Below are 25,960 nucleotides of genomic sequence, written 5' to 3' on the forward strand. Positions count from 1 at the left end.
CGCCCCCGAGCCGCGCCGCGACCGCGCGCACGTGGCTGCGCTCCCGCTCGGTGCCGCGGCCCGCGTGCAGGGTCGCGGCGGCCAGCCGGGCGCCGACGTCGACGGGCAGGCAGAGCTCGTGGCCGAGCAGCGCGAGGGCGGCGTGGCCGAGGGCGAAGGTGGGATCGTGCGTGATCGCCTCGGCGAAGTGACGGACCGCCCCCGACCGGAGCCGGAGCATGTCCCTGAGGCCGTTCTCGTAGGCCGCCGCGGCAGGTGCCGAGGTGGTCAGGCGAAGGCCGTAGGGGTCGGTCGGCGTCACAAAAGTAGACTAACTCAGGCGACATTAGATGTGTCGGACCCGCCGCTTAATGTTGACTGTGTGACGGACCCGCGGAGCTATCGCCCGAAGGCCGGGGAGATCCCGACCAGTGCGGGCGTCTACAAGTTCCGCGATCCGTCGGGCCGGGTCATCTACGTCGGCAAGGCCAAGAACCTCCGCGCCCGGCTGTCGAGCTACTTCCAGGATCTCGCCGGGCTCCACCCGCGCACCGCGACGATGGTCACGACCGCCGCGAGCGTCGAGTGGACGGTGGTCAACACCGAGGTGGAGGCCCTCCAGCTGGAGTACTCCTGGATCAAGGAGTTCCACCCCCGCTTCAACGTGAAGTACCGCGACGACAAGTCCTACCCCTGGCTGGCCGTCACCATCTCCGACGAGTTCCCGCGCGTCATGGTCGGGCGCGGGGCGAAGCGGAGGGGCACGCGCTACTTCGGTCCCTACGGCCACGCCTGGGCGATCCGGGAGACCGTGGACGTGCTGCTGCGGGTGTTCCCGATGCGCTCGTGCAGCAACGGGGTGTTCAAGCGCTCCCAGCAGGTGGGGCGGCCCTGCCTGCTCGGCTACATCGACAAGTGCGCCGCGCCGTGCGTCGGCAACGTCAGCGCCGAGGACCACCGCGCGATCGTCGAGGACTTCTGCGACTTCCTCGGCGGGCGCACCACGGCGATCCAGCGGCGCATCGAGCGCGAGATGCACGAGGCGGCCGAGGAGCTGGAGTTCGAGCGCGCGGCCCGGCTGCGCGACGACCTCGGCGCGATCCAGCGTGCGCTGGAGAAGCAGGCCGTCGTGCTCGGCGACGGCGCCGACGCCGACGTGATCGCCCTCGCCGAGGACCCGCTCGAGGTCGCGGTACAGATCTTCCACGTCCGCGGCGGCCGTATCCGGGGCCAGCGTGGCTGGGTCGCCGACCGCGTCGAGGCGGGCGGCACCGACAAGCTCGTCGAGGACTTCCTGCTCCAGCTCTACGCCGGCGTCGACCCCGCCGACGAGGGCGACCGCGGCGCCATCCCTCGCGAGATCCTCGTCCCCGCGCTCCCGCCGGAGGCCGAGGCGCTGGAGCAGCTGCTGAGCGAGATCCGGGGGAGCCGGGTCGGCATCCGGGTCCCGCAGCGCGGCGACAAGCGCACGCTGATGGAGACCGTCGCGCGCAACGCCGGCCAGACGCTGGCGCTGCACAAGACCCGCCGCGCCTCCGACCTCACCACCCGCTCCCAGGCGCTCGAGGAGATCGAGCAGGCGCTGGACCTCCCCGAGGCGCCGCTGCGGATCGAGTGCTACGACATCTCCCACCTCCAGGGCACCGAGATCGTGGCGTCGATGGTGGTCTTCGAGGACGGGCTCGCGCGCAAGTCGGAGTATCGCCGCTTCATCATCCGCGGGCAGGACGGCTCCGACGACGTCAAGGCGATGCACGAGGTGATCACCCGTCGATTCCGGCGGCTCCTCGACGACCAGGCCAACGCCACCGAGATCGACCCCGAGACCGGCCGGCCCGGCAAGTTCTCCTACTCGCCCGGCCTCGTGGTCGTCGACGGCGGAGCGCCCCAGGTGGCCGCCGCCGTACGCGCCCTGGAGGAGCTGGGCATCGACGACGTCCCGGTCTGCGGACTGGCCAAGCGCCTGGAGGAGGTCTGGGTCCCGGGCGAGGAGGACCCGGTCATCCTGCCGCGCAGCTCCGAGGGGCTCTACCTGCTCCAGCGGCTGCGCGACGAGGCACACCGGTTCGCGATCACCCACCACCGCAACCGCCGATCGAAGTCGATGGTCGAGTCGATGCTCGACGACGTACCCGGCATGGGGGAGGTGCGCCGCCGCACGCTGATGAAGCACTTCGGCTCGCTGCGGAAGCTGCGGGCCGCCTCGGTCGAGGAGATCGCCGCGGTGCCGGGCATCGGCCCGGTGACCGCTGCCGCGATCAAGGCCGCCGTCGATCAGAATGGACCTGGCATGGTGGTCAACACGGCGACCGGCGAAGTGCAGGAGGGCACGTGAGCACAGCCGCGGATGCGGCCCAGAGGGCCGGGGGACAGGAGGCCGGCGAGCTGGTCGTCGTCACCGGGATGACCGGCGCCGGCCGGAGCACGGCCGCCAAGGAGCTCGAGGACCTCGGCTACTTCGTGGTCGACAACCTGCCGCCGGCGCTGCTGCCCGAGGTGATCCGTCTCGTCGACGAGGATCCCACCGGCGGTCGCTCGCAGCCGGTGGCGGTGGTGATCGACGTCCGCTCCGGCGCGTTCTTCGACGAGCTCCGCGAGCAGCTCGGCCGGGGGCTCCTCGACCGCCGCACCACGCTGCTCTTCCTCGACGCCACCGACGAGGTGCTCGTACGCCGTCAGGAGGCCGCCCGTCGTCCCCACCCTCTCCAGGGCAGCGACCGCCTGCTCGACGGGCTGATCCGCGAGCGCGAGACGCTCGGCGACCTGCGCGCCATGGCCGACCTGGTGATCGACACCTCCTCGCTCAACGTCCACCAGCTGACCGCCCGGGTCGCCGCGATGTTCGGCACCCCCGACACGACCAGGCTCAAGGTCTCGGTGGTGAGCTTCGGGTTCAAGTACGGCATCCCGGTCGACGCCGACTTCATCGCCGACATGCGCTTCCTGCCCAACCCGCACTGGGTGCCCGAGCTGCGCGACGGCAACGGCCGTGACAACGCGGCGGTGGCGGACTACGTCTATGCCGCTCCGGGCGCGCAGGAGTTCCTCGAGGGCTACGTCCCCGTGCTCGCCGGCGTCGCCGAGGGATATCTCCGCGAGGGGAAGCGCTTCATGCGCGTCGCGATCGGCTGCACGGGCGGCAAGCACCGCTCGGTCGCGATGTCGGAGGAGATCGCCCGCCGGCTCCGGGCCCGGGGCCTGGAGGCCAGGGCACTGCACCGGGACCTCGGCCGTGAGTGAGCCGGTGGGTGGGCACGACCGGGCCCAGGCGGTGGTCGCGTTCGGCGGCGGGCACGGCCTGCATGCCACGCTCTCCGCCTTGCGCCTGCTCGTCGACGACCTCACCGTCGACGACCTCACCGCCATCGTCACGGTCGCCGACAACGGCGGCTCGTCGGGGCGGCTGCGCCGTGAGTTCGACGTGCTCCCGCCCGGCGACCTGCGGATGGCGCTCGCCGCGCTGTGCGGCAACGACGACTGGGGCGAGACCTGGGCACGGGTGATGCAGCACCGCTTCGCCGGCGACGGCGAGATGAACGGCCACAACCTCGGCAACCTCCTCATCGTCGGCCTCTGGGAGCTCCTCGGCGACCACGTCGCCGCGCTCGACTGGGTGGGCCGGCTCCTCGGCGCGACCGGCCGGGTCCTGCCGATGGCGCTCACCCCGATGGACATCACCGCCCAGGTGCGGGGCCTCGACGCCGGGGACCCTGACCGGCTCGTCGGCGTACGCGGTCAGGTGGAGGTGGCGACGACCGGCGGGGTGATCGACTCGATCGCCCTCGACCCCGCCGATCCGCCCGCATCGCCGGAGGCGCTCAAGGCGATCCTCGACGCGGACTGGGTCTTCCTCGGACCGGGGTCCTGGTTCACCTCCGTGATCCCGCACCTCCTCGTCCCGGCGCTGCACGACGCGCTGCTGGAGACGAGGGCGCGGATCGTCGTGGTGCTCAACCTCGAAGAGCAGGCGGGAGAGACTCCGGGCTTCGGTCCGGCCGACCACCTCGCCGTGCTCCTGGAGCACTCGCCCCAGCTCGACGTGCACACCGTGCTCGCCGACCGGGGCTCGGTCGGCGACGGCCTGGGCGAGCTGACGGAGGCGGTCGCCGCGGCCGGGGCGACGCTCGTGCTGGCCGATGTCGCCGTCGGCGACGGGAGCCCCCGTCACGACCCTGTCAAGCTAGCGACCGCCCTGCGAGGGTTGTTGACTCCCATGGAAGGATCGTCGCCATGGCGATGACGGCACAGGTGAAGGCGGAGCTCTCGGCCACCCCCGTCACGAAGACCTGCTGCCGCAAGGCCGAGGTGGCCTCGATCCTCCGGTTCGCCGGCGGGCTGCACATCGTCAACGGCCGCATCGTCGTCGAGGCCGAGGTCGACACCGGCGCCGCCGCGCGACGTCTCAAGGCGAACATCGCCGACGTCTACGGCCACCAGGCCGAGGTGACCGTCGTGCAGTCCAACGGCCTGCGCAAGGGCAACCGCTACATCGTGCGCGTCACCCGCGAGGGCGAGGCCTTCGCGCGTCAGACCGGGCTCCTCGACCAGCGCAACCGACCGGTCCGCGGGCTGCCGCCGGCTGTCGTGTCGGGCGGTGTCTGCGACTCCGAGGCGGCCTGGCGGGGAGCCTTCCTCGCCCACGGCTCGCTCACCGAGCCCGGTCGCTCCTCCTCGCTCGAGGTGACCTGCCCGGGCTCCGAGGCAGCGCTCGCACTGGTCGGCGTCGCCCGCCGTCTGGGCATCCAGGCGAAGGCTCGCGAGGTCCGGGGCGTCGAGCGGGTCGTCATCCGCGACGGCGACGCCATCGGCGAGCTGCTCACCCGCCTCGGCGCCCACGAGTCGCTGATGGCCTGGGAGGAGCGACGGATGCGGCGCGAGGTCCGCGCCACCGCCAACCGGCTGGCCAACTTCGACGACGCCAACCTGCGCCGCTCCGCCCGCGCGGCCGTCGCCGCCGGCGCTCGCGTCGACCGCGCGCTGGAGATCCTGGGCGACGACATCCCCGACCACCTCCGCCAGGCCGGCTTCCTGCGGCTGGAGCACAAGCAGGCCTCCCTGGAGGAGCTCGGCCAGCTGCACGACCCCGCGCTCACCAAGGACGCCATCGCCGGCCGCATCCGCCGCCTCCTCGCCATGGCCGACAAGCGAGCCGAGGAGCTCGGCATCCCCGACACGGAGTCGACGCTCACCCCCGACATGCTGGCGGACGACTGAGACTCGCTCGTGACGGATGAGGGTCCGCCCTCACGTTCGAGCCAGAGGCAATTCCGTATTCTCCTTCGTCAACTCTTGGCACCTGCTTCAATGAGCCATGGACGCTTCGGTGGTGGGGACGACCCTTGGTGTCGTGTTGGGTGGCACGGGTGGAGCCTTGCTCAATCGGTGGTTCGGCCGCGTGAACGGCGAGGTGGTTCTCGTCTCGATCGTGCGTGAAGCGCCCGCTCACCGGCCCGCCCGACTGACTCCCCGGCTGATGGAGCTGATGGAGCGCTCGGTATGGGTGCCGGTGCTGCCCGACGATCTCACGTTCGGGTACCTCGGGGAATTGCGCGAGGCGCTCGCGCTCCTGAGCGAGCAGGAGATCCCGGAGGCTCTCGCTGAGGCTCGCCGGCTCCGCGAGGAGATCCCTCGTACGACGTCGAAGGCGGGGAAGACGCAGATCGCCTTCGACTTCGTGACGCCGAAGAAGGTCCTTCGCGAGCAGATCGCCGGCGGTCTGCTCCGGCAAGACCTGACCCTGGCGCTGTCGAACCCTCAGGCCGAGCCCGTGGTCCCGGTGGTCGACGCCGAGCATGAGGGCGCGCCCGCCAAGGTCTTCAGCTTCCCGACCTCGACCGTTCGGTTCGCGTACAGCAAGTACTTCGCGCCGGCCGCCGAGCTCGCCAAGGTGCTGCCCTTCATCGAGGCGGTATCGCGGTTCGACGTCGACGCACTGCTGGCCTGCGTCGACTACGCCGAACGCAGCCTCCGGGGAGACGCGGACCAGCTGGTGCCGATCATCGCCGAGCTCGACGCCATCCTGATGGGCGCCGCGTGGAGCACGGAGGCCATCCTCGTGAACCGCGGCGACCGGGCGTTGGTCGTGCATGCCTATGGCGCGCTCGTCACGCGAGGCACGCAGCGGTCGATTCCGGCGCTCCCGCTCAGAGTCAGCCAGGCGGTTCCCGCGGTCGCCCCCTCGGGCGCGAGTTCGATCGATCGGGCCCCCTCCTACGTCTCGGTCCCGCCTCAGTCGACGCTGCGACTGCAGTTCGAGTCCGACGTCGAGGAGCCGACCGTGGGATCCTCGGCGCTCGAAGCCGTCTTCGACACGGACCTGCTCGACTGCTCCATCGTGCTGCTGCGGCAGGGTCGTGTCTACGCCGGCCGCAAGACCCTGCGCTCGGACTGGGTTCGCTTCGGCAAGAAGCTGGATGCCGACCAGAGTCGCCTCGTGCTGGAGGCAGCGGGCAAGCGTCGCCGGTGAGGCGCTCGCCGCACCGAGCCGTTCGCCTGCCGCTTGGAACGAGCAAACGACCGGCGGACACGGCCCCGGTAGGGTTTCGGCGGGTCACTGAAGGCCCGAACCGCATCGGGGTCACCAAAGGCCCCACCACCTGAGGAGTGAGCATGACCGTTCGCGTAGGCATCAACGGCTTCGGCCGTATCGGCCGCAACTTCTTCCGCGCCGTACGCCAGTCCGGCCTCGACATCGAGATCGTGGCCGTCAACGACCTCTCGGACAACGCGGTGCTCGCGCACCTGCTCAAGTACGACACCATCCTCGGCGTCCTCGACGCCGACGTCACCGCCACCGGCGACGAGATCAAGGTCGGCGACCAGATCGTCAAGGCCTTCGCCGAGCGCGACCCCGCCAACCTCAAGTGGGCCGACGCGGGCGTCGACGTCGTCGTGGAGTCCACGGGCTTCTTCACCGACGCCACGAAGGCGCGTGCGCACGTCGACAACGGCGGCGCCAAGAAGGTCATCATCTCCGCGCCCGCCACCAACGAGGATGCCACCATCGTGATGGGCGTCAACGAGGGCATCTACGACGCCGCCGCCCACACGGTGATCTCCAACGCGTCCTGCACCACCAACTGCCTCGCCCCGCTGGCCAAGGCGCTCCACGAGGGCATCGGCATCGAGAAGGGCCTGATGACGACGGTCCACGCCTACACCGCCGACCAGAACCTCCAGGACAACATCCACAAGGACCTGCGCCGCGCCCGTGCCGCCGCGCTCAACATCGTCCCGACGTCCACCGGCGCCGCCAAGGCGATCGGCCTCGTCCTGCCCGAGCTCAAGGGCAAGCTCGACGGCTACGCGCTGCGCGTCCCCACCCCGACCGGCTCGCTGACCGACCTCTCCTTCGAGGCGTCGCGCGAGACGTCGGTCGAGGAGATCAACGAGATCGTCAAGGCCGCCGCCGACGGCAAGTTCCTCAAGTACTCCACCGACCCGATCGTCTCCTCCGACATCGTCAACGACCCGGCCTCGTCGATCTTCGACGCTCCGCTCACCAAGGTGATCGGCAACCAGGTCAAGGTCGCGTCGTGGTACGACAACGAGTGGGGCTACTCCAACCGCCTCGCCGACCTGATCGACTACATCGGCAAGACCCTCTGATCCCGGTGGGGGAGTACGCCGGTCTGGGCGAGGTCGCGGGTAAGCGGATCCTCGTCCGGTCAGATCTCAACGTCCCGCTCAAGGACGGAGTCATCGGGGACGACGGGCGCATCCGCGCCTCCGTCCCGACGATCAAGGCGCTCGCCGACGCCGGTGCCCGCGTCGTCGTGATGGCCCACCTGGGCCGTCCGGACGGGTCGCCGGATCCGGCGTACTCCCTGGCTCCGGTCGCCGCCCGCCTGGGCGAGCTCCTCGGTGCTCCGGTCGCGTTCGCGACCGACACCGTGGGCGACTCGGCGAAGGAGACCGTGGCCGGGCTCGCCGACGGCCAGGTGGCCGTCCTCGAGAACGTCCGCTTCAACGCCGGCGAGACCTCGAAGGACGAGGCCGTCCGCGGCGCGTTCGCCGACGAGCTGGCCGCGCTCGGTGACGCGTTCGTCTCCGACGGCTTCGGCGTCGTCCACCGCAAGCAGGCGAGCGTCTACGACGTCGCCCTCCGACTGCCGCACGCCGAGGGTGGCCTGGTGGCGGCCGAGATCGACGTGCTCCGTCGCCTCACCGACAGCCCCGAGCGGCCGTACGCCGTGGTGCTGGGCGGCTCGAAGGTGTCCGACAAGCTCGGCGTCATCGACAACCTCCTGGAGAAGGCCGACACCCTGCTCATCGGCGGCGGCATGGTCTTCACCTTCCTCAAGGCCCAGGGTCACGAGGTCGGCAAGAGCCTGCTCGAGGAGGACCAGATCCCGACCGTGCTGGACTACCTCGAGCGGGCCAAGGCGAGCGGCGTCGAGATCGTGCTGCCGACCGACATCGTCGTCGCCGACTCCTTCGGCGACGAGGCGTCGGCCCGGGTGGTCCCGGCCGACGCGATCCCGGCCGCCTCGCTCGGCCTCGACATCGGCCCGGAGTCCGGTGCCGCCTTCGCCGCCGCGGTCCGCGGTGCGAGGACCGTCTTCTGGAACGGCCCGATGGGCGTCTTCGAGCAGCCCGCCTTCGCGGAGGGCACGCGTGCTGTCGCGGAGGCCCTAACCGAGGTCGACGGCCTGTCGGTCGTCGGCGGCGGCGACTCGGCCGCGGCCGTCCGGGCGCTGGGCTTCGACGACCATCAGTTCGGGCACATCTCCACCGGCGGCGGTGCCTCTCTCGAGTATCTCGAGGGCAAGGAGCTCCCCGGCATCACGGTGCTGGGAGCCTGACGTGGCGAGCAAGCGCACCCCGCTGATGGCGGGGAACTGGAAGATGAACCTCAACCACGCCGAGGCCGTGGTGCTGGTCCAGAAGCTGTCGTGGACGCTCGCGGACAAGAAGCACGACTACAGCCTCGCCGAGGTCGTCGTCGTGCCGCCGTTCACCGACCTGCGGTCGGTCCAGACCCTCGTCGACGGCGACCGGCTCTCGATCAAGTACGGCGCGCAGGACGTCTCCGTGCATGAGTCGGGCGCCTACACCGGCGAGATCTCCGCCGGCATGCTGGCCAAGCTCGGCTGCGCGTACGTCGTCGTCGGCCATTCCGAGCGGCGCGAGTACCACGGCGAGACCGACGAGGTCGTCAACGCCAAGGCGCGCGCCGCGCTCGGCGCCGGGATGACTCCGATCGTGTGCGTCGGGGAGTCGCTCGAGGTCCGTCAGGCCGGCGAGCAGGTGCCCTACTGCACCGCGCAGGTCGAGGGCGGGCTGGTCGGCTTCACGCCCGAGCAGGTCGCGGGCCTCGTCATCGCCTACGAGCCCGTCTGGGCGATCGGCACCGGCGAGGTCGCGACGCCGGAGGACGCGCAGGAGGTCGCCCAGGCGATCCGCAACCAGGTGCGCGAGTCGTTCGGCGACGCGGCGGCCGACGGCGTACGCGTTCTCTACGGGGGGTCGGTCAAGGCGTCCAACGTCGCCTCGATCATGGCCCAGCCCGACGTCGACGGTGCGCTCGTCGGCGGCGCCAGCCTCCAGGCCGACGAGTTCGGCGGCATCTGCCGCTTCTATGCCATGCCTGTGCTCTGACCGACGACCCGTGACGTAGGATTCTCAATCGTGCTCGAAATGCTCTTCACCGTCATCCTGGTGACCGCCAGTGTCCTGATGGTCCTGCTGGTCCTGCTCCACAAGGGTCGCGGTGGCGGCCTCTCCGACATGTTCGGCGGTGGCGTCTCCAGCGGCCTCGGCGGATCGTCGGTGGCCGAGCGCAACCTCGACCGGATCACCATCGGCATCGGTGCGATCTGGTTCGCCTGCGTCATCGCCCTCGGCATCCTGAAGGCCTACTGATGGCCGGCGGCGGCAACGCGATCCGGGGCAGCCGGGTCGGTGCCGGCCCGATGGGCGAGGCGGAGCGCGGCGACGCCGCGCCCCGCAAGGCGGTCACGTACTTCTGCGCCAACGAGCACCGCTCCGTCGTGACCTTCGCGGTCGAGGCGACCTCGCCCGACTCGTGGGACTGCCCCAAGTGCGGCCTGCCCGCCGGACTCGACTCCGACAACGCCCCGGCCGCGCCGAAGATCGAGCCCTACAAGACGCACCTCGCCTACGTGAAGGAGCGCCGCTCCGACCAGGAGGCGGCCGACATCCTCGAAGAGGCCGTGCAGCTGCTGCGCTCCCGCCGGAAGTCCGGCGACATCATCTTCTGAGCGTCCCCCGGGGCCCCGCGGCACCGCTCATGGTGCGCCGTTCGGTCAATCGGCCGGCTCGGCGTACACGATGAGGTTCTTCGTGTAGTGGAAGGCGCCGTTGGCGTAGGTGACCTTGTCGGTGCAGGTGACGAGGATCAGCCGGCGCTCGAGGTCCTGGGCGAAGATGCCGCGAGGCAGCTTGGTGCGGTCGACGGCCCGGATCCGGGTGATCCGCCACCGGCTCGTCCGGCCCGCCGGCGGGGTCAGCTCGATCACCTGTCCCCGGCGTGCCCGCTGCAGGCGCTTGAAGGCGCCCGGGCGGTCGTGGTCGTCGGAGACGTGACCGACGAGGACGGTGGTGCCGACGACCGCGTCGGGCGTCGCTCCCGCAGCCCAGATGCCGGCCGTGGAGATCGCGTGCGGAGGAGTCAGGGTGCTGCCGTGGAAGTCCACCCGCGCGAGGGTGGTCGAGAGCCCGACCGCGCGCAGGCTGACCCGGCCGGGCGCTCGCCGGTCGGCCGTCTCGGGCGTCCCGTCGGACTCACCGCCTGAGTCGACCGACGGGTGACCGGGGACGCGCACGCGGGGAGGTCCGGCGAGCGTCGTCTCCGCGGCGATGCCCGGGGCGGTCCACGGCACCTCGGAGCCGAGCGCCGTGGCGGCGAGGCGCTCGACGTAGGTGTAGCAGCCACCCTCCGCGATCCGGGTCGCCCCGACCTCGACCGTGCCGTCCGCACCGGCGGAGAAGACGCCCTGCGCGGCGGTCGCGGCGCCGCTCCAGGCCGCCCCGGCGCAGGTGAGGGAGGCGTCGGGCCGCACCGGGCCGAGCAGGCGCCACTCCCCGGCGGCCGGCGTCGCGCCCGGCCCGTTGGGGAGTCCGGCGATCGTCACCCGGTCGACGAGCGTGGCTCCGGCCGTGGCGCGCTGGGTGTTGACCACGGTCGAGAGGCTCGGCACCGACGTGACGACCGCCGTCTCCGTCTCGATGCCGGGTGGTGACCAGTCGACGGCCAGCGTCGTCGGGCTCGCCGCGAGCCGCTCGACGTAGGTGTAGCAGCCGGTGACGCTGATCCTCGTGGCGCCGACCTCGACGTCCCCGTCCCCCGGAGCCGTGAACGTCCCGGAGGAGACGATCGGCGCACTCGACCAGTCCAGGGCGCCGCACCCGCCGTCCGCCGCGGGCGCGATGGGGCCGAGCAGTCGCCACTCGCCCGCCACCGTCGCCCCGGACGTGCCGGTCACCGTGACCCTGTCGACCAGGGTGTCGCCGAGGACGGCCCGCTGGCTGTTCACCTGGGTGGAGAGCGACGGCACCGCCAGGCCGGGGCCGGTGATCGCGGCGCGCAGCCGGGTGCGGCCGGCGGAGGCGGCCACCCGCTGGCGATGGTCCGCCGAGGGCGTGTAGAGCCGGAACCGGCTCGCCGGGACCCGGCTGACGACGACCCGGACGCGCACCTCGGCGGAGGAGGTCGGGCGGACCTCGCGCGCGATCGGCCGGTCCGCCGTCCTCCCGCGCCAGACCGTCCGCCCGTTCGCGAACCGTCCGCCCTCGAGCCGGATCACGACCGGCAGCCCGGGCACCCAGTGCCCGGTCGCGGACCGGATGCCCACGCCGTCGAGCCGCCCGCCCGCCAGGGTGAGCGCGGGCGCCGCGTAGCCGTCGGCGCCGGGAGCGTTCGCCAGCGCGTCACGGACCAGCGACGCGTGCCGCCTGATGATCCTGGCGGCCAGCTTCGGCGTCTCGTGCTGCATCCGCGCGACGTGCTCGCTCACCCGCAGCGGGTGGCTGTTGAGCCGCTCGCCGACGGCCCACCACAGCGCGGCGGCGAGGACGGGATCCGAGGCTGCCCGCGGGAGCCAGCGCGAGGTCAGGTAGCCGACCACCGGGTCGTCGACCAGCGTCGAGGACGGCGTCCGGTCGGGCCAGTCCCAGGCGTCCCCGGTGTCGAGGCAGATGCCGCGGACGCCGTTGGCCAGGCGGCCCACGCCGAGCTCGGAGCCGTCGGAGGCGACGTACCCCGAGAAGCCCTTCGTGGGCGCGTGGCCGTGACCGATGGTGGCGGCGCGGACGGGGCCGACGCAGACGGCCGTGGCGACGAGGATGAGGATCAGGAACCGGAGGCGTGTCATGGCCCCGATCCTCAGGACCCGGACACCGCCCCGCTCCGATCAGCCGTACGCTGGTGGGAATCCGCCCCGGAGAGGCCGTCTGTGGACACCGAGCGGCCCACGGAGTGACGCGTGGGACGGTGTCGCGGTGTCGTCGCTCAGAGCTGCGACGCCGACCCGCGGTCGAGGAACCAGATCGTCTCCGCCCGGCCGGTCACGCCCGCGGCGGGCGTCTCGTGGAGATCGGCTCCGCCCAGCGCGCTCGCCACGGCGCCCGCCTTGCCCTCGCCCGAGGCGACGAACCACACCGAGACGCCGCGCCGCAGCGCGGTGTAGGTGAGGCTGATCCGCTCCGGCGGCGGCTTCGGCGACCCGGTCACACCGACGGCCAGGAGACCGGTCTCGTCGAGCTGCGGGAAGCCGGGGAAGAGCGAGGCGATGTGGCCGTCGGGCCCGATGCCGAGCATCAGCACGTCGAACTGCGCGGGCACCGTCGCCGCGTAGGCGCGGGCGCCCTCGTCGACGCTGCACGCCGCCGACGTGGAGGCCATCTCATGGATCCGGTGGGCCGGCACCCCGAGGGCGTCGAGGAAGGCGGCACGCGCCTGGCCGACGTTGCGGTCCGGGGAGTCGGGGGCGACGTACCGCTCGTCGCCGAACCAGAAGTCGACCGCACCCCAGTCGACGCCCGAGTCGTCGGCCAGCCGGGCGACGTCGGCGTGGATGGCCTCGGCGATCGTGCCGCCGGTCAGGCAGATCTGGGGCACGTCGCCGGCCGCCTGGAGGTCGGCGATCCGGTTGAGCAGCTCGCCGGCGACGGCGGTGGCGAGCTCCTCGGGACTGTCGTGGACCTCGACGCGCGCGTCCTCCGGACTGCTCATGAGCGGTGCTCCCGGTAGTAGTCGATGAGGGCCCGCGTGGAGGCGTCCTGCTCGGCCGCCGCCTCGGCGTCGCCGCCGACCGCGGGTGCCACCTCCAGCGCGAGCTGCTTGCCGAGCTCGACGCCCCACTGGTCGAAGCTGTCGATGCCCCAGACCACGCCCTGGACGAAGGTGAGGTGCTCGTAGAGCGCGATCAGCTGCCCGAGCACCGCCGGAGTGAGCGCGGGCGCCATGATCGAGGTCGTCGGGCGGTTGCCGGTGAAGACGCGCGCGGGGTTCTCGGCCTGCGGGCGGCCGAACGCCAGCGCCCGGGTCTGCGCGAAGAAGTTGGCGAGGAAGAGCTCGTGCACATCCGTGTCGCCGTCGCGGAGGGGGTACGGCGGGGTGGCGAACGCGATGAAGTCGGCCGGGATCAGCCGCGTGCCCTGGTGGATGAGCTGGTAGAACGCGTGCTGCCCGTTGGTGCCGGGCTCGCCCCAGAACACCTCGCCCGTGGGGGTCGTCACCGGCGTGCCGTCCCAGCGCACGCCCTTGCCGTTGGACTCCATCGTGAGCTGCTGGAGGTACGCCGGGAAGCGGTGCAGCAGCTGGGCGTAGGGGAGCACGGCGTGGGTCTGGGCGTCGAGGAACGTGGAGTACCACACGTTGAGCAGGCCCATCAGGAGCGGGACGTTGTGCTCCGGATCGGCTGTCCTGAAGTGCTCGTCGATGGCGTGGAAGCCGGCGAGGAAGTCCGCGAACGCCTCCGGCCCGATGGCGACCACGAGGGAGGTCCCGATCGCCGAGTCCACGGAGTAGCGGCCGCCGACCCAGTCCCAGAAGCCGAAGGCGTTGTCGGGGTCGATGCCGAAGGCGGCGACCTTGTCGAGGGCGGTCGAGACCGCGACGAAGTGCTTCTCGATCGCCGCCTTCTCGTCCACGCCGCCCAGCGCGGAGCCCAGCTCCGCGAGGAGCCATCCCTTGCACAGCCGGGCGTTGGTGAGCGTCTCGAGCGTGCCGAACGTCTTCGAGGACACGATGAAGAGCGTGGTCTCCGGGTCGAGGCCCGTCAGCGTGAGGGCGGCGTCGGTGGGGTCGATGTTGCTGATGAACCGGCACTCGATCTCAGGGTGGCGGTAGGGCGCGAGCGCCTCGTAGGCCATCACCGGGCCGAGGTCCGAGCCGCCGATGCCGATGTTGACGACCGTGTGGATCCGCTTACCCGAGACGCCGGTCCACTCACCGGAGCGGACCTTCTCGGCGAAGGCGTAGACCCGCTCGAGCACGCGGTGCACGTCGGGCTCGACGTCGACGCCGTCGACGTCGACGACCACGCCCGCCGGCTGCCGCAGGGCGGTGTGGAGGACCGCGCGGTCCTCGGTGACGTTGATGTGCTCCCCGGCGAACATGGCGTCGCGTCGCGCGGCGACCCCGACCTCGTCGGCCAGGTCGAGCAGGGCCGTCCAGATCTCCGGTGTCACGAGGTTCTTGGACAGGTCGACGTGCAGGTCCGCCGCGTCGAGCGTGGAGCGCCGCACCCACTCCTCGTCCGCCAGGGCGGCCGGGAGGTCCGGGACGAGGCCGTCGGCGAGTCTCCGGAGCCGTCCCCAGGCCTCGGTCGTCGTCGCGTCGACGGGGGAGTCGCTCATGCCTGCTTGCTCAGCTCGTCGGCCACCGTCTGCTGCAGGTCGGTCCACGACGCCTTGAACTTGTCGACGCCCTCGGTCTCCAGGGTCCCGAAGACGTCGGCGACGTCGATGCCGACCGCGTCGAGCCGGTCGAAGACCGCCTGCGCCTCCGAGCCCTTCCCGGTGACCTCGTCGCCGGTCACCTCGCCGTGGTCGGCGAAGGCGAGGAGCGTCTTCTCCGGCATGGTGTTGACCGTGTCGGCGACGACCAGGCCCGCGACGTAGAGCGTGTCGGAGTAGGCGGGGTTCTTCACGCCGGTGGAGGCCCACAACGGACGCTGGGCGTTGGCGCCGGCCGCCTCGAGGGCCTTCCAGCGCTCCGAGGCCACGACCTCCTCGAAGGCCGCGTAGGCGAGCTGGGCGTTGGCCACCGCGGCCTTGCCCCGCAGGGCCAGTGCCTCGTCGGAGCCGATCTTCTCCAGCCGGGCGTCGATCTCGGTGTCGACGCGGGAGACGAAGAAGGAGGCGACCGAGCGGATCGTCGAGAGGTCGATCCCGGCCTCCTTCGCCTTCTCCAGGCCGGCGAGGTAGGCGTCCATCACGGCGCGGTAGCGCTCGACGGAGAAGATCAGGGTCACGTTGACGCTGATGCCCTCGCCGATCACCTCGGTGATCGCAGGGAGGCCCTCGAGAGTCGCGGGGATCTTGATCAGCACGTTGGGCCGGTCGACCGAGGCCCACAGCGCCTTGGCCGAGGCGACGGTGGCCTCGGTGTCGTTGGCCAGCGTCGGCTCCACCTCGATCGAGACCCGGCCGTCGTCCTTCGTCGCCGCAGCGACGGGGGCGAAGATGTCGCACGCGTCCCGGACGTCGTTGGTGGTGAGGGTGAAGATCGCCTCGTCGACGCTCTTGCCGTCGGCCGCCAGCTTGCCCAGCAGCTCGTTGTAGGCGCCGCCGGCGCCGATGGCGGCCTGGAAGATCGACGGGTTCGTGGTCACGCCGGTCACGGCGCTGTCGTCGATGAGGGACTGCAGGTTGCCGGAGTCGATCCGCTCGCGCGAGAGGTCGTCGAGCCAGATGGAGACGCCGGCCTCGGACAGCGCCTGGAGCTTCGGGTTGGTCATGGGGTCCTCCTAGGGGTGGTCAGTGGACGAGACGCACGATGATTCAGTGGACGGCCGCGATGCTGTCCTTGGCGGCCTGGGTGACGGCCTCGGGTGTGAAGCCGAACTCCTTGAAGATGCGGGCGGCGTCGGCCGACGCCCCGTAGTGCTCGAGGCTGACCGAGCGGCCGGCGTCGCCGACGTACTCCCGCCAGCCCTGCTTGATGCCGGCCTCCACGCTCACGCGCGCCTTGACGATGGGCGGCAGCACCTCGTCGCGGTAGGCCTGGGTCTGCTGCTCGAACCACTCGACGGACGGCACCGAGACGACGCGGGCGTTGATGCCCTCGGCCTTGAGCTGCTCGCGGGCGGTGACCGCCAGCTGCACCTCGGAGCCGGTGCCGATGAGAATGACGTCCGGCTGGCCGCCATCGGCGTCGATCAGGACGTACGCGCCCTTGCCGACGTTCTCGGTGGTCGCGAAGCCGTCGGTGCCACGCGGGAAGATCGGGAGGTTCTGGCGGCTGAGGATCAGGCCCGCCGGGCGATCGCTGTTCTTGAGCACCTGGAGCCACGCCGCCGCGGTCTCGTTGGCGTCGGCGGGGCGGACGATGTCGAGACCGGGGATCGCGCGCAGCGCCCAGAGGTGCTCCACCGGCTGGTGGGTCGGGCCGTCCTCGCCCAGGCCGATCGAGTCGTGGGTCCAGACCCAGATGGCCGGCGCCTTCTGCAGCGCGCCGACGCGGACCGCCCCGCGCATGTAGTCGGAGAACTGCAGGAACGTGCCACCGAAGACGCGGGTGCCGCCGTAGACGGCGATGCCGTTGATGATCGCGCCCATGCCGTGCTCCCGGATGCCGAAGTGCAGCACCCGGCCCTGGAGGGGATCGCCCTTCCAGTCGTGCGTCGAGCGGCTGGTCGGGATGAAGGAGGGCGCGCTGGTGATCGTGGTGTTGTTCGAGCCGGCGAGGTCGGCCGAGCCGCCCCACAGCTCGGGCATCACGCCGGCGATCGCGTTGATCACCTTGCCGGACGCCGCACGCGTGGCGATGCCCTTGGCGTCGGCCTCGAACGTCGGCAGCGCGGCCTCGAGCCCCTCGGGCAGCTCGCGCTCCTTGAGCCGCTGCAGCAGCGCGATCTTGTCGGGGTTGGCCTTCTCCCAGGCGGCGTACCTCTCGTCCCAGGCGGCGCCCCACTCCTTGCCCTTCGCGAGCAGGGATCGCGTGTGCTCCAGGACGTCGGCGGGCACCGGGAAGTCGACCTCGGGATCGAAGCCGAGCAGCTTCTTGGTCGCGGCGACCTCCTCCGCGCCGAGCGCGCTGCCGTGGGCCGCCTCGGTGTTCTGCGCCTCGGGCGCCGGCCAGGCGAGGATCGTGCGCAGCACGATGATGCTCGGCTTGTCGGAGACCTGGCGGGCCTTGTCGATCGCGTCGTAGAGCGCCGGGACGTCCTCGTGGTAGTCCTTGCCGTTCGCGTGGTCGCCCGCATGGGTCCAGTCGACGACCTGGACGTGCCAGCCGTAGGCCTCGTAGCGCTTGGCGACGTCCTCGTTGAACGCGACGTCGGTGTTGCCCTCGATCGAGATCTTGTTGGCGTCGTAGATGACCGTCAGGTTGCCGAGCTCCTGGGTGCCGGCGATCGAGGACGCCTCGCCGCTGACGCCCTCCTCGAGGTCGCCGTCGGAGGCGATCACGTAGACCTGGTGGTCGAAGGGCGAGTCCCCGATGGCGGTGTCCGGGTCGAGGAGGCCGTGCAGGCGGCGCGACGCCATCGCGAAGCCGACGGCGTTGCCGACGCCCTGGCCGAGCGGGCCGGTCGTGACCTCGACCCCGGCGGTGTGGCCGAACTCGGGGTGGCCCGGCGTCTTGGAGCCCCAGGTGCGCAGGCTCTCGATGTCGTCGAGCTCGAGGCCGAAGCCGCCGAGGAAGAGCTGGAGGTAGAGCGTGATCGAGCTGTGCCCGGCGCTGAGGACGAAGCGGTCGCGGGCGATCCAGTCGGGATCGGCGGGGTCGTGCCGCATGATCTTCTGGAAGAGGAGGTACGCCGCCGGCGCGAGGCTCATCGCGGTGCCGGGGTGGCCGTTGCCGACCTTCTGGACGGCGTCCATCGCGAGGACGCGAATGGTGTCGACGGCCTTCTTGTCGAGGTCGGTCCACTCGAGCTTGGGGAGGGAGTCAGTCACGTTTCCGAGCCTACTCATGTCCGGGTCTACACTCACCCCGTGACCACCACCCTCGTCTCCGAACAGGTGGGGTCGGCCACCTGGAAGGACGTGGTGGCGGCGTACGTCGGGCTGACCAAGCCCCGCGTGATCGAGCTGCTCCTCCTGACGACCGTGCCGGTGATGTTCTTCGCCGCCCGGGGCGTCCCCGGGCTGTGGCTGGTCGTCGCCACGGTGGTCGGCGGAACGCTGTCGGCCGGATCGGCGTCGGTCTTCAACTGCGTCTACGACCGCGACATCGACGAGCAGATGCGCCGCACGCGCCGCCGGGCGCTGCCGCGGCACATCGTCTCGCCCGGCGCCGCGCTGGTCTTCGGCGCGGTGCTCGGCGTCGTCTCGACGATCGTGCTGTGGGTGTGGGTCAACCCGCTCTCGGCCGTGCTCTCGGTGACGGCCAACGCCTTCTACGTCTTCGTCTACACGATGCTGCTCAAGCGGCGCACGACCCAGAACATCGTGTGGGGCGGCATCGCGGGCTGCTTCCCGACGCTCATCGGCTGGACCGCGGTCACCGACCGCGTCGCGTGGGCGCCGATCGTGCTCTTCGCCGTGGTCTTCTTCTGGACCCCGCCGCACACCTGGGCGCTGGCGCTGCGCTACCGCGAGGACTATGCGGGGGTCGACGTGCCGATGCTGCCCGTCGTGCGGCCCGCGCGCGTCGTCGCCCGCCAGATCGTCGCCTACTCGTGGGTGATGGTCGCCACCTCGCTGCTGCTCCTGCCGGTCGCCGGCACGGGCGTCTTCTACACCGCCGCCGCCGTCGTCCTCGGCGCGGTCTTCCTCGTCGAGGCGCACAAGCTGAGCGCCCGGGCGCGCGACACCGAGGACCTGAGCCTGATCCGCCCGATGCGGCTCTTCCACAGCAGCAACCTCTACCTCTCGCTGCTCTTCGTCGCGGTCGCCCTCGACCCGCTCATCTCCCGCTGACGCTGCTCCGCCGCACGCGCCGCGCTCGGCGGCTGGGCCGCTGATCAGCCGCCGACGCGCTCGCGCGTCGTGAGCACCACGCGGGCGAGGCCGGCGGCGACGAGGGCGGCGCCGAGCATGTGGAGCACGACGAGCAGCTCGGGGAGGTCGAGCGCGTACTGCACGTAGCCGAGCACGCCCTGGAGGAGCTCGATGCCGAAGAGGAGGCCCGCGAAGCGGGCCAGCCAGCGCTCGCCTCGGCGGGCGGCCAGGGCGAGGAGCGCGACCGTCAGCAGGACGAGCAGCCACACGGCGTACCCGTGGAGGTGGGAGAGGTCGGCGGGGTCGAGGCCGTTGCGCGGTGCGGTCTGGTCGCCGGCGTGGGGGCCGGAGCCGGTGACGACCGTGCCCAGCCAGAGCACCAGCGCCCCGACCGCCAGGACCGCCCAGGACAGCGCGCGGGTCGGCGTGCCGGCGGCGGCGCGAGCCGGGCCGGTGAGGTCGTCGACGAGCCACACGCACAGCCCGATCATGAGCATCGACAGCAGCAGGTGACAGGCCACGATCCAGGGGTTGAGGTGGGTGAGCACCGTGACCCCGCCCAGGACCGCCTGCGCCGGGATCCCGATCGCGACCACGACGGCCAGCCGCCGGGGCCGGTCGCGGCGGCGCCACAGCGACACGACGCACGAGATCGCGACGGCGGCGAGCACGTACGTCAGCATCCGGTTGCCGAACTCGATCGCGCCGTGCGCGCCGAGGGCCGCGTGCGGGACGAGGGAGGCGCCCGTGCACTTCGGCCAGGTGGGGCAGCCGAGCCCGGAGTCGGTGACCCGCACGGCACCGCCGGTGACGACGATGAGGATGTTGGCGACCAGGTTGGCGACGGCGAGGCCGGGGACGTGGGCGCGGCACCACGCCGCGTAGGCGCGACCCCACGCGCGGATCACTCCCAGGCGACGCTGCGCGTCGCTGGTCGCTCGCTCGCGGCCGACGTCTCCGCGAGCAAGCTCTCTCCGACGCCGTCGCTCGCTCACTCCCATTTGAAGGTCCTCGCGGTGAGCGTGCTGCCCGCGACGGCCCAGACGAGCAGCACGCCCAGGTCGCGCCAGGCGACGCCGTTGTCCAGGAACGCCGTGCGGACCGCCTCGCCGAGGGCGCCGGACGGCAGGAGGCGCGTCACGTCGCCGAACTCGCCGTACGCGTGCGCGGGGAGGACGACCGCGCCGCCCGCCAGGAGCAGGAGGTAGACGAGGTTGGCGGCGGCGAGCGTCGCCTCCGCCCGCAGTACGCCGGCGACGAAGAGCCCCAGCGAGGCGAAGGCGGCCGTGCCCAGGACGATCGCGAGCAGGAAGCCGATGGCGCCGGGCTGGGGGGTCCAGCCGAGGAGCTGGCCGACGCCGCCGATGACGATCAGCTGGAACAGCTCGACCAGGAGCAGCGCCAGGACCTTGCCGGCGAGCAGGCCGACGCGGGGCAGGGGGGAGGCGCCGAGGCGCTTGATCACGCCGTAGCGCCGCTCGAAGCCGGTCGCGATGGCGAGCGAGGTGAACGACGTCGACATGATCGCGAGCGCGAGCACGCCGGGGGTGAAGATGTCGACCAGGGGGCGGCTCTCGTCGAGGTCGAGGTGCTGGCCGCCCTTGACGCCGCCCACGAGGACGATGACCGGGATGACGACGGCCAGGAGCAGCTGCTCGCCGTTGCGCAGCATCAGCCGGGCCTCCATCGAGGCCTGGACCACGATCTGGCGCAGCAGGGGAGCGCTGCCCGGACGCGGGGTGAAGGTGCCGGCGCTCATCGGCGTGCTCGCTTCGCCGCGCGCGCCGACGAGGCTCCCCGCGCGCTGTGCTGTCTGGTTCGCTCGCTGCGCTCGCTCACTCGCCCGACACCTCCTCGCCCATCGGCCGCCCGGTGACCTCGAGGAAGACGTCCTCGAGGGTGCGCGAGCCGAACGTCATCGACTTGATCCCCACGCCCTGCCGGGCGCCCCAGTCGGCCAGCGCGGAGCGCAGGTCCTTCTCCGCCACGTCGCTCAGCTCCCGGTCGACGGTCAGCCGGACGGTCGCCGACGTCCCGCGGGTCAGCTCCTCCGGCGTCCCGCTGGCGATGAGCCGGCCGTGGTTGATGATGTGGACGTGGTCGGCGAGCGCCTCGGCCTCCTCGAGGTAGTGCGTCGTCAGCACCACCGTCACGCCGTCGGCGCGCAGCTCGCTGAGCAGCTCCCAGGTGGTCCGCCGCGCGAGCGGGTCCATGCCCGCGGTCGGCTCGTCGACGAAGACCAGCTCGGGCCGCCCCACGATCGCCATCGCCAGGCCGAGACGCTGCTGCTGGCCGCCCGACAGCCGGCGGTAGGGGGTGCGGCCGCACTCGTGGAGCCCGAGCCGGTCGGCGAGCAGGTCGACGTCGAGGGGGTGCGCGTGCAGGCGCGCGACGTGGCGCAGCATCTCCAGCGCCCGCACGCCGCTCCAGGCGCCCTGCCCCTGGAGCATCACGCCGATGCGGGGGAGCAGCGCCGAGCGCTGCGTCGTGGGGTCGAGCCCGAGCACCCGCACCCGGCCACCGTGCGGCCGGCGGTAGCCCTCGCAGGTCTCCAGCGTGGTGGTCTTCCCGGCGCCGTTGGGGCCGAGGACGGCGGTGATCGTTCCGGTCTCCACCGTGAGGCTCAGTCCGCGGACGGCCTGCTTGTCGCCGTACGTCATGACGAGGGAGTCGACGACGACGGCGGGCTCCTGCACGCCGGCAGTCTAAGGAGACGGGCCGATCCGCCACGCATCGGGAGCTGGTAAGGCGACCCTTCGTTGAAGGGCTCGGCGAATAAGAGCACACTGGTGTTGTGAAAATCGACGAGCGTCAGGAGAGCCCCGGCACGCGCCGGCGGGTCGCGCGCTCCCTCCTCGTCGACGGACCGTCCACCGCGGCCGCCCTGGCCGAGCGGCTCGACCTCACCCCGGCGGCCGTGCGCCGCCACCTCGACCAGCTCGTCGCCGACGGCTCCGCCGCCTCACGCGAGCAGCGCGCCACCGCGGAGCGTGGTCGCGGACGACCGGCGCGTGAGTTCGTGCTGACCGACGCCGGACGCGAGGGCTTCGAGCAGACCTACGACGACCTGGCCGCCCAGGCGCTGCGCTTCCTGCGCGACACGGTCGGCGAGGACGCCGTGAAGGCGTTCGCCCAGCGTCGCGCGTCGTTCATCGCCGAGCGCTTCGCCGCCGTCTCCGCCCATGAGCCGGAGATGTCGCCCGCGCAGGTGCTCGCCCGCATCTTCACCGACGAGGGCTACGCCGCCTCGGTGCGCGAGCTGCCGCTCGCAATAAACGGGGCCGGGGAGCAGTTGTGCCAACAGCACTGCCCCGTCTCCCATGTCGCCCATGAGTTCCCGCAGCTCTGCGAGGCCGAGACCGAGGCGATCAGCCAGGTGCTCGGCACCCATGTCCAGCGTCTCGCCACCATCGCCCACGGCGACGGGGTCTGCACCACGTGCATCCCCGCCGTGAGCACCACCAGCACCACCGAGAGGAAGCAGGTCACCGCATGACCTCCGTCGACAACCGCATCGAGGAGCTCAACCCCGAGCTCAAGGGCATCGGCCGCTACGACTTCGGCTGGGCCGACAAGAACGACGTCGGCGCCGACGCCAAGCGCGGCCTCAACGAGGAGGTCGTGCGCGACATCTCCTCGAAGAAGTCCGAGCCGACGTGGATGCTCGACCTGCGTCTCAAGGGTCTGAGCCTCTTCGGTCGCAAGCCGATGCCGACGTGGGGCTCGGACCTGTCCGGCATCGACTTCGACAACATCAAGTACTTCGTCCGCTCAACCGAGAAGCAGGCGGCGAGCTGGGACGACCTGCCCGAGGACATCAAGAGCACCTACGACCGGCTCGGCATCCCGGAGGCGGAGAAGCAGCGCCTCGTGGCGGGGGTCGCGGCGCAGTACGAGTCGGAGGTCGTCTACCACCAGATCCGCGAGGACCTGGAGGAGCAGGGCGTCATCTTCGTCGACACCGACACGGCGCTGAAGGAGCACGAGGAGCTCTTCCGCGAGCACTTCGCGACCGTCATCCCGGTGGGCGACAACAAGTTCTCCGCGCTCAACTCGGCGGTGTGGTCCGGCGGCTCGTTCATCTACGTGCCCAAGGGGGTCCACGTGGACATCCCGCTGCAGGCCTACTTCCGGATCAACACCGAGAACATGGGCCAGTTCGAGCGCACCCTGATCATCGCCGACGAGGGCTCCTACGTGCACTACGTCGAGGGCTGCACCGCGCCGATCTACTCCTCGGACAGCCTCCACTCGGCGGTCGTCGAGATCATCGTGAAGAAGAACGCCCGCGTCCGCTACACGACCATCCAGAACTGGTCGAACAACGTCTACAACCTCGTCACCAAGCGCGCCTTCTGCGAGGCCGGCGCGACGATGGAGTGGGTCGACGGCAACATCGGCTCCAAGGTGACGATGAAGTACCCCGCGGTCTACCTGATGGGCGAGCACGCCAAGGGCGAGACGCTCTCGATCGCCTTCGCCGGCGAGGGCCAGCACCAGGACGCCGGCGCCAAGATGGTCCACGCGGCGCCGCACACCTCCAGCTCGATCCTGTCGAAGTCGGTCGCGCGGGGCGGGGGCCGGACGTCGTACCGCGGGCTGATCCAGGTCAACGAGGGCGCCTACGGCTCCAAGTCCAACGTGCTCTGCGACGCCCTCCTCGTCGACCAGATCTCGCGCAGCGACACCTACCCGTACGTCGACATCCGCGAGGACGACGTGTCCATGGGCCACGAGGCGTCCGTCTCGAAGGTCTCCGACGACCAGCTCTTCTACCTGATGAGCCGCGGCATGGAGCAGGACGAGGCCATGGCGATGATCGTCCGCGGCTTCGTCGAGCCCATCGCCAAGGAGCTCCCGATGGAGTACGCGCTGGAGCTCAACCGCCTGATCGAACTGCAGATGGAAGGAGCGGTCGGCTGATATGACCGCCACCCAGCTGGGCCAGTCCTTGGACTCGGTCCTCTCCTCGCTCGAGCTCGAGCCGGTGGAGTCCCACCTCCACCCGGCCGGGTCCTTCGACGTCGCCGACCACGCGGTCCCCACCGGCCGCGAGGAGATCTGGCGCTTCACCCCGCTGCGCCGCCTGCGCGGGCTGCACGCCGACGCCCCCCTGGACGGTGACGGGTTCGAGGTGCGCATGGAGGTCCCCGCCGGTGTGATCACGAGCGGGGTCCCCGTCGCGGAGTCCGAGCGCGGACTCTCCGGTCTGGTGCCCACCGACCGGATCGCCGCGCGGGTCTGGGAGAGCTCCCCCTACGTCCGCACCATCGAGATCCCGGAGGACGCCGAGCTCACCGAGCCGATCGTCTTCACGCTGACCGGTACCGGCGGCGACCACGCCGTCGCCCGGCAGGTCCTCGTCAAGGCCGGCCGCTTCTCGCGCGCCACGGTCGTGCTGCGGTTCGAGGGCTCGGCGACCTGGGCGGACACCGTGGAGCTCGTGGTCGGCGACGGTGCCGAGCTCACCTACGTCACCATTCAGGACTGGGCCGACGACGCCGTGCACCACAGCACGCAGCAGGCGGTGGTCGGCCGCGACGCCTCGCTCAAGCACATCGCGGTCACCTTCGGCGGCGACGTCGTCCGGCACGACACCACGGTGCAGTACGCCGGCCCCGGCGGCTCCGCGGAGCTCCTCGGCCTCTACTTCGCCGACGAGGGCCAGCACATCGAGCACCGGCTCTTCGTCGACCACACCGCCCCGCGGACCAAGTCGAACGTGGTCTACAAGGGCGCGCTGCAGGGCCAGGGCGCGCACACGGTGTGGATCGGCAACGTCCTGATCCGCAAGATCGCCGAGGGTATCGAGACCTACGAGGAGAACCGCAACCTCGTCCTCACCGACGGCGCCCAGGCCGACTCGGTGCCCAACCTCGAGATCGAGACCGGCGAGATCGAGGGCGCGGGCCACGCGTCCGCGACCGGCCGGTTCGACGACGAGCAGCTCTTCTACCTGCGCTCGCGCGGGATCTCCGAGGCCGAGGCGCGACGGCTCGTCGTGCACGGCTTCTTCAACGACCTGATCCGCCAGGTCGGCGTGCCCGCGCTCGAGGAGCAGCTGCTCGCGACCGTCGAGGCCGAACTGTCCAAGAACGTTTCAACCATCACTGGAGCAATCGCATGAGCACGCTGGAGATCAAGGACCTGCACGTCACGGTCGCCGACGAGAACGCCGAGGGCGGGGTCAAGGAGATCCTCAAGGGCGTCACGCTCACCATCCGCGACGGTGAGACGCACGCGATCATGGGCCCCAACGGGTCGGGCAAGTCGACGACGGCGTACTCCATCGCGGGTCACCCGAAGTACACCATCACCGGCGGCGAGGTCCTCCTCGACGGGCAGAACCTCCTCGAGCTCTCGCCCGACGCGCGGGCGCGTGCGGGCCTCTTCCTGGCGATGCAGTACCCCGTCGAGGTGCCCGGCGTGAGCATGGCCAACTTCCTGCGTACGGCGAAGACCGCTCTCGACGGCGAGGCCCCCAAGCTCCGGACCTGGGTCAAGGACGTCAACACCGCGCTGGAGCAGATGCACCTGGACCCCGCGTTCAGCCAGCGCTCGGTCAACGAGGGCTTCTCCGGCGGCGAGAAGAAGCGCGCCGAGATCGCCCAGCTCGACCTGCTCGACCCCAAGGTCGCCGTGCTCGACGAGATCGACTCCGGTCTCGACATCGACGCGCTGAAGGTCGTCTCCGAGGGCATCAACCGCTTCCGCGAGCGCCCCGGCAAGGGCCTCCTGCTCATCACCCACTACACGCGCATCCTGCGCTACGTGAAGCCCGACTTCATCCACGTCTTCGTCGACGGCCACGTCGCCGAGACCGGTGGCGAGGAGCTCGGCGAGGAGCTCGAGGCCAACGGCTACGACCGGTTCTCCAAGGCAGCGGTCTGACCATGGCGTCCGTGCC

The 25,960-nt window shown here is 71.3% G+C and carries 23 protein-coding genes and 1 pseudogene; 15 read left to right on the forward strand and 9 right to left on the reverse strand.

The window, feature by feature from the left end:
• Positions 1-301, reverse strand: a pseudogene (locus QM572_RS01750) (pyridine nucleotide-disulfide oxidoreductase); the annotation flags it as partial.
• Between the two features lie 60 nt (positions 302-361).
• Between QM572_RS01750 and uvrC the strand changes: the two are divergent.
• From uvrC to QM572_RS01800, 10 genes are all read left to right on the forward strand, one after another.
• Entirely contained in the window at positions 362-2,314 is a 1,953-nt protein-coding gene (gene uvrC, locus QM572_RS01755; RefSeq protein ID WP_415089389.1) for an excinuclease ABC subunit UvrC, read from the forward strand.
• Positions 2,311-3,219: an RNase adapter RapZ gene (gene rapZ, locus QM572_RS01760; RefSeq protein ID WP_415089390.1), complete on the forward strand. Its 909-nt coding sequence runs from the start codon at positions 2,311-2,313 to the stop codon at positions 3,217-3,219. Before uvrC ends, rapZ begins: the two co-directional genes overlap by 4 nt.
• Positions 3,212-4,219, forward strand: coding sequence for a gluconeogenesis factor YvcK family protein (locus QM572_RS01765; RefSeq protein WP_415089392.1), 1,008 nt, complete (start codon positions 3,212-3,214; stop codon positions 4,217-4,219). Before rapZ ends, QM572_RS01765 begins: the two co-directional genes overlap by 8 nt.
• Entirely contained in the window at positions 4,210-5,193 is a 984-nt protein-coding gene (whiA, locus tag QM572_RS01770) for a DNA-binding protein WhiA (RefSeq protein ID WP_415089394.1), read from the forward strand. Before QM572_RS01765 ends, whiA begins: the two co-directional genes overlap by 10 nt.
• Before the next feature lie 211 nt (positions 5,194-5,404).
• Positions 5,405-6,445 (forward strand): hypothetical protein, encoded by a 1,041-nt coding sequence (locus QM572_RS01775; protein ID WP_415089396.1) that lies wholly within the window; start codon positions 5,405-5,407, stop codon positions 6,443-6,445.
• 143 nt (positions 6,446-6,588) lie between these two features.
• Entirely contained in the window at positions 6,589-7,587 is a 999-nt protein-coding gene (gene gap / locus QM572_RS01780) for a type I glyceraldehyde-3-phosphate dehydrogenase (RefSeq protein ID WP_415089398.1), read from the forward strand.
• A 5-nt stretch (positions 7,588-7,592) separates the two neighbouring features.
• The gene (locus tag QM572_RS01785; RefSeq protein ID WP_415089400.1) at positions 7,593-8,783 is read left to right on the forward strand and encodes a phosphoglycerate kinase; all 1,191 of its coding nucleotides are present in this window, start codon (positions 7,593-7,595) and stop codon (positions 8,781-8,783) included.
• Positions 8,784-8,808: 25 nt separating this feature from the next.
• A complete protein-coding gene (gene tpiA, locus QM572_RS01790) occupies positions 8,809-9,579 on the forward strand; it encodes a triose-phosphate isomerase (protein ID WP_415089459.1) in 771 nt (256 codons plus the stop codon).
• A 39-nt stretch (positions 9,580-9,618) separates the two neighbouring features.
• On the forward strand, positions 9,619-9,843 hold the full coding sequence (secG, locus tag QM572_RS01795) for a preprotein translocase subunit SecG (RefSeq protein ID WP_415089461.1): 225 nt from the start codon (positions 9,619-9,621) through the stop codon (positions 9,841-9,843).
• Positions 9,843-10,202 (forward strand): RNA polymerase-binding protein RbpA, encoded by a 360-nt coding sequence (locus QM572_RS01800; RefSeq protein ID WP_415089402.1) that lies wholly within the window; start codon positions 9,843-9,845, stop codon positions 10,200-10,202. The genes secG and QM572_RS01800 overlap by 1 nt, the downstream gene beginning before the upstream one ends.
• Positions 10,203-10,247: 45 nt before the next feature.
• Here the strand turns inward: QM572_RS01800 and QM572_RS01805 are convergent, their stop codons facing one another.
• The 5 genes from QM572_RS01805 to tkt all read right to left on the reverse strand — a co-directional run bounded on the left by QM572_RS01805 (position 10,248) and on the right by tkt (position 18,084).
• Positions 10,248-12,314 carry a sortase domain-bontaining protein gene (locus tag QM572_RS01805; RefSeq protein ID WP_415089404.1) on the reverse strand — a complete coding sequence of 689 codons (2,067 nt, stop codon included), beginning with the start codon at positions 12,312-12,314 and terminating at the stop codon, positions 10,248-10,250.
• A gap of 137 nt (positions 12,315-12,451) precedes the next feature.
• The gene (gene pgl, locus QM572_RS01810) at positions 12,452-13,174 is read right to left on the reverse strand and encodes a 6-phosphogluconolactonase (RefSeq protein ID WP_415089406.1); all 723 of its coding nucleotides are present in this window, start codon (positions 13,172-13,174) and stop codon (positions 12,452-12,454) included.
• Positions 13,171-14,802: a glucose-6-phosphate isomerase gene (gene pgi / locus QM572_RS01815; RefSeq protein WP_415089408.1), complete on the reverse strand. Its 1,632-nt coding sequence runs from the start codon at positions 14,800-14,802 to the stop codon at positions 13,171-13,173. Before pgi ends, pgl begins: the two co-directional genes overlap by 4 nt.
• A complete protein-coding gene (gene tal, locus QM572_RS01820) occupies positions 14,799-15,905 on the reverse strand; it encodes a transaldolase (RefSeq protein ID WP_415089410.1) in 1,107 nt (368 codons plus the stop codon). The genes pgi and tal overlap by 4 nt, the downstream gene beginning before the upstream one ends.
• A gap of 43 nt (positions 15,906-15,948) precedes the next feature.
• Positions 15,949-18,084 carry a transketolase gene (gene tkt / locus QM572_RS01825; protein ID WP_415089412.1) on the reverse strand — a complete coding sequence of 712 codons (2,136 nt, stop codon included), beginning with the start codon at positions 18,082-18,084 and terminating at the stop codon, positions 15,949-15,951.
• Positions 18,085-18,105: 21 nt separating this feature from the next.
• Between tkt and QM572_RS01830 the strand changes: the two genes are divergently transcribed.
• Complete coding sequence (locus QM572_RS01830; protein WP_415089414.1) at positions 18,106-19,032, forward strand: heme o synthase; 927 nt, start codon at positions 18,106-18,108, stop codon at positions 19,030-19,032.
• A gap of 44 nt (positions 19,033-19,076) precedes the next feature.
• On the opposite strand, the gene QM572_RS01835 is transcribed toward QM572_RS01830, so the two are convergent.
• The 3 genes from QM572_RS01835 to QM572_RS01845 form a co-directional block, all read right to left on the reverse strand.
• A complete protein-coding gene (locus QM572_RS01835; RefSeq protein ID WP_415089416.1) occupies positions 19,077-19,961 on the reverse strand; it encodes a COX15/CtaA family protein in 885 nt (294 codons plus the stop codon).
• An 83-nt stretch (positions 19,962-20,044) separates the two neighbouring features.
• The gene (locus QM572_RS01840) at positions 20,045-20,812 is read right to left on the reverse strand and encodes an ABC transporter permease (RefSeq protein ID WP_415089418.1); all 768 of its coding nucleotides are present in this window, start codon (positions 20,810-20,812) and stop codon (positions 20,045-20,047) included.
• Between the two features lie 76 nt (positions 20,813-20,888).
• A complete protein-coding gene (locus tag QM572_RS01845) occupies positions 20,889-21,713 on the reverse strand; it encodes an ABC transporter ATP-binding protein (RefSeq protein ID WP_415089463.1) in 825 nt (274 codons plus the stop codon).
• A 134-nt stretch (positions 21,714-21,847) separates the two neighbouring features.
• On the opposite strand from QM572_RS01845, the gene QM572_RS01850 reads away from it, so the two are divergent.
• Genes QM572_RS01850 through sufC form a run of 4 tightly spaced genes read left to right on the forward strand, consistent with a single transcriptional unit; the run spans position 21,848 to position 25,944 of the window.
• Complete coding sequence (locus tag QM572_RS01850; protein ID WP_415089420.1) at positions 21,848-22,549, forward strand: helix-turn-helix transcriptional regulator; 702 nt, start codon at positions 21,848-21,850, stop codon at positions 22,547-22,549.
• On the forward strand, positions 22,546-23,976 hold the full coding sequence (gene sufB, locus QM572_RS01855) for a Fe-S cluster assembly protein SufB (protein ID WP_415089422.1): 1,431 nt from the start codon (positions 22,546-22,548) through the stop codon (positions 23,974-23,976). Before QM572_RS01850 ends, sufB begins: the two co-directional genes overlap by 4 nt.
• 1 nt (position 23,977) lies before the next feature.
• On the forward strand, positions 23,978-25,180 hold the full coding sequence (gene sufD, locus QM572_RS01860) for a Fe-S cluster assembly protein SufD (protein WP_415089424.1): 1,203 nt from the start codon (positions 23,978-23,980) through the stop codon (positions 25,178-25,180).
• The gene (gene sufC / locus QM572_RS01865) at positions 25,177-25,944 is read left to right on the forward strand and encodes a Fe-S cluster assembly ATPase SufC (RefSeq protein ID WP_415089426.1); all 768 of its coding nucleotides are present in this window, start codon (positions 25,177-25,179) and stop codon (positions 25,942-25,944) included. The genes sufD and sufC overlap by 4 nt, the downstream gene beginning before the upstream one ends.
• Positions 25,945-25,960 lie beyond the last annotated feature (16 nt).

The organism is Nocardioides sp., assembly GCF_047607365.1.
Taxonomy (GTDB): Bacteria; Actinomycetota; Actinomycetes; order Propionibacteriales; family Nocardioidaceae; genus Nocardioides.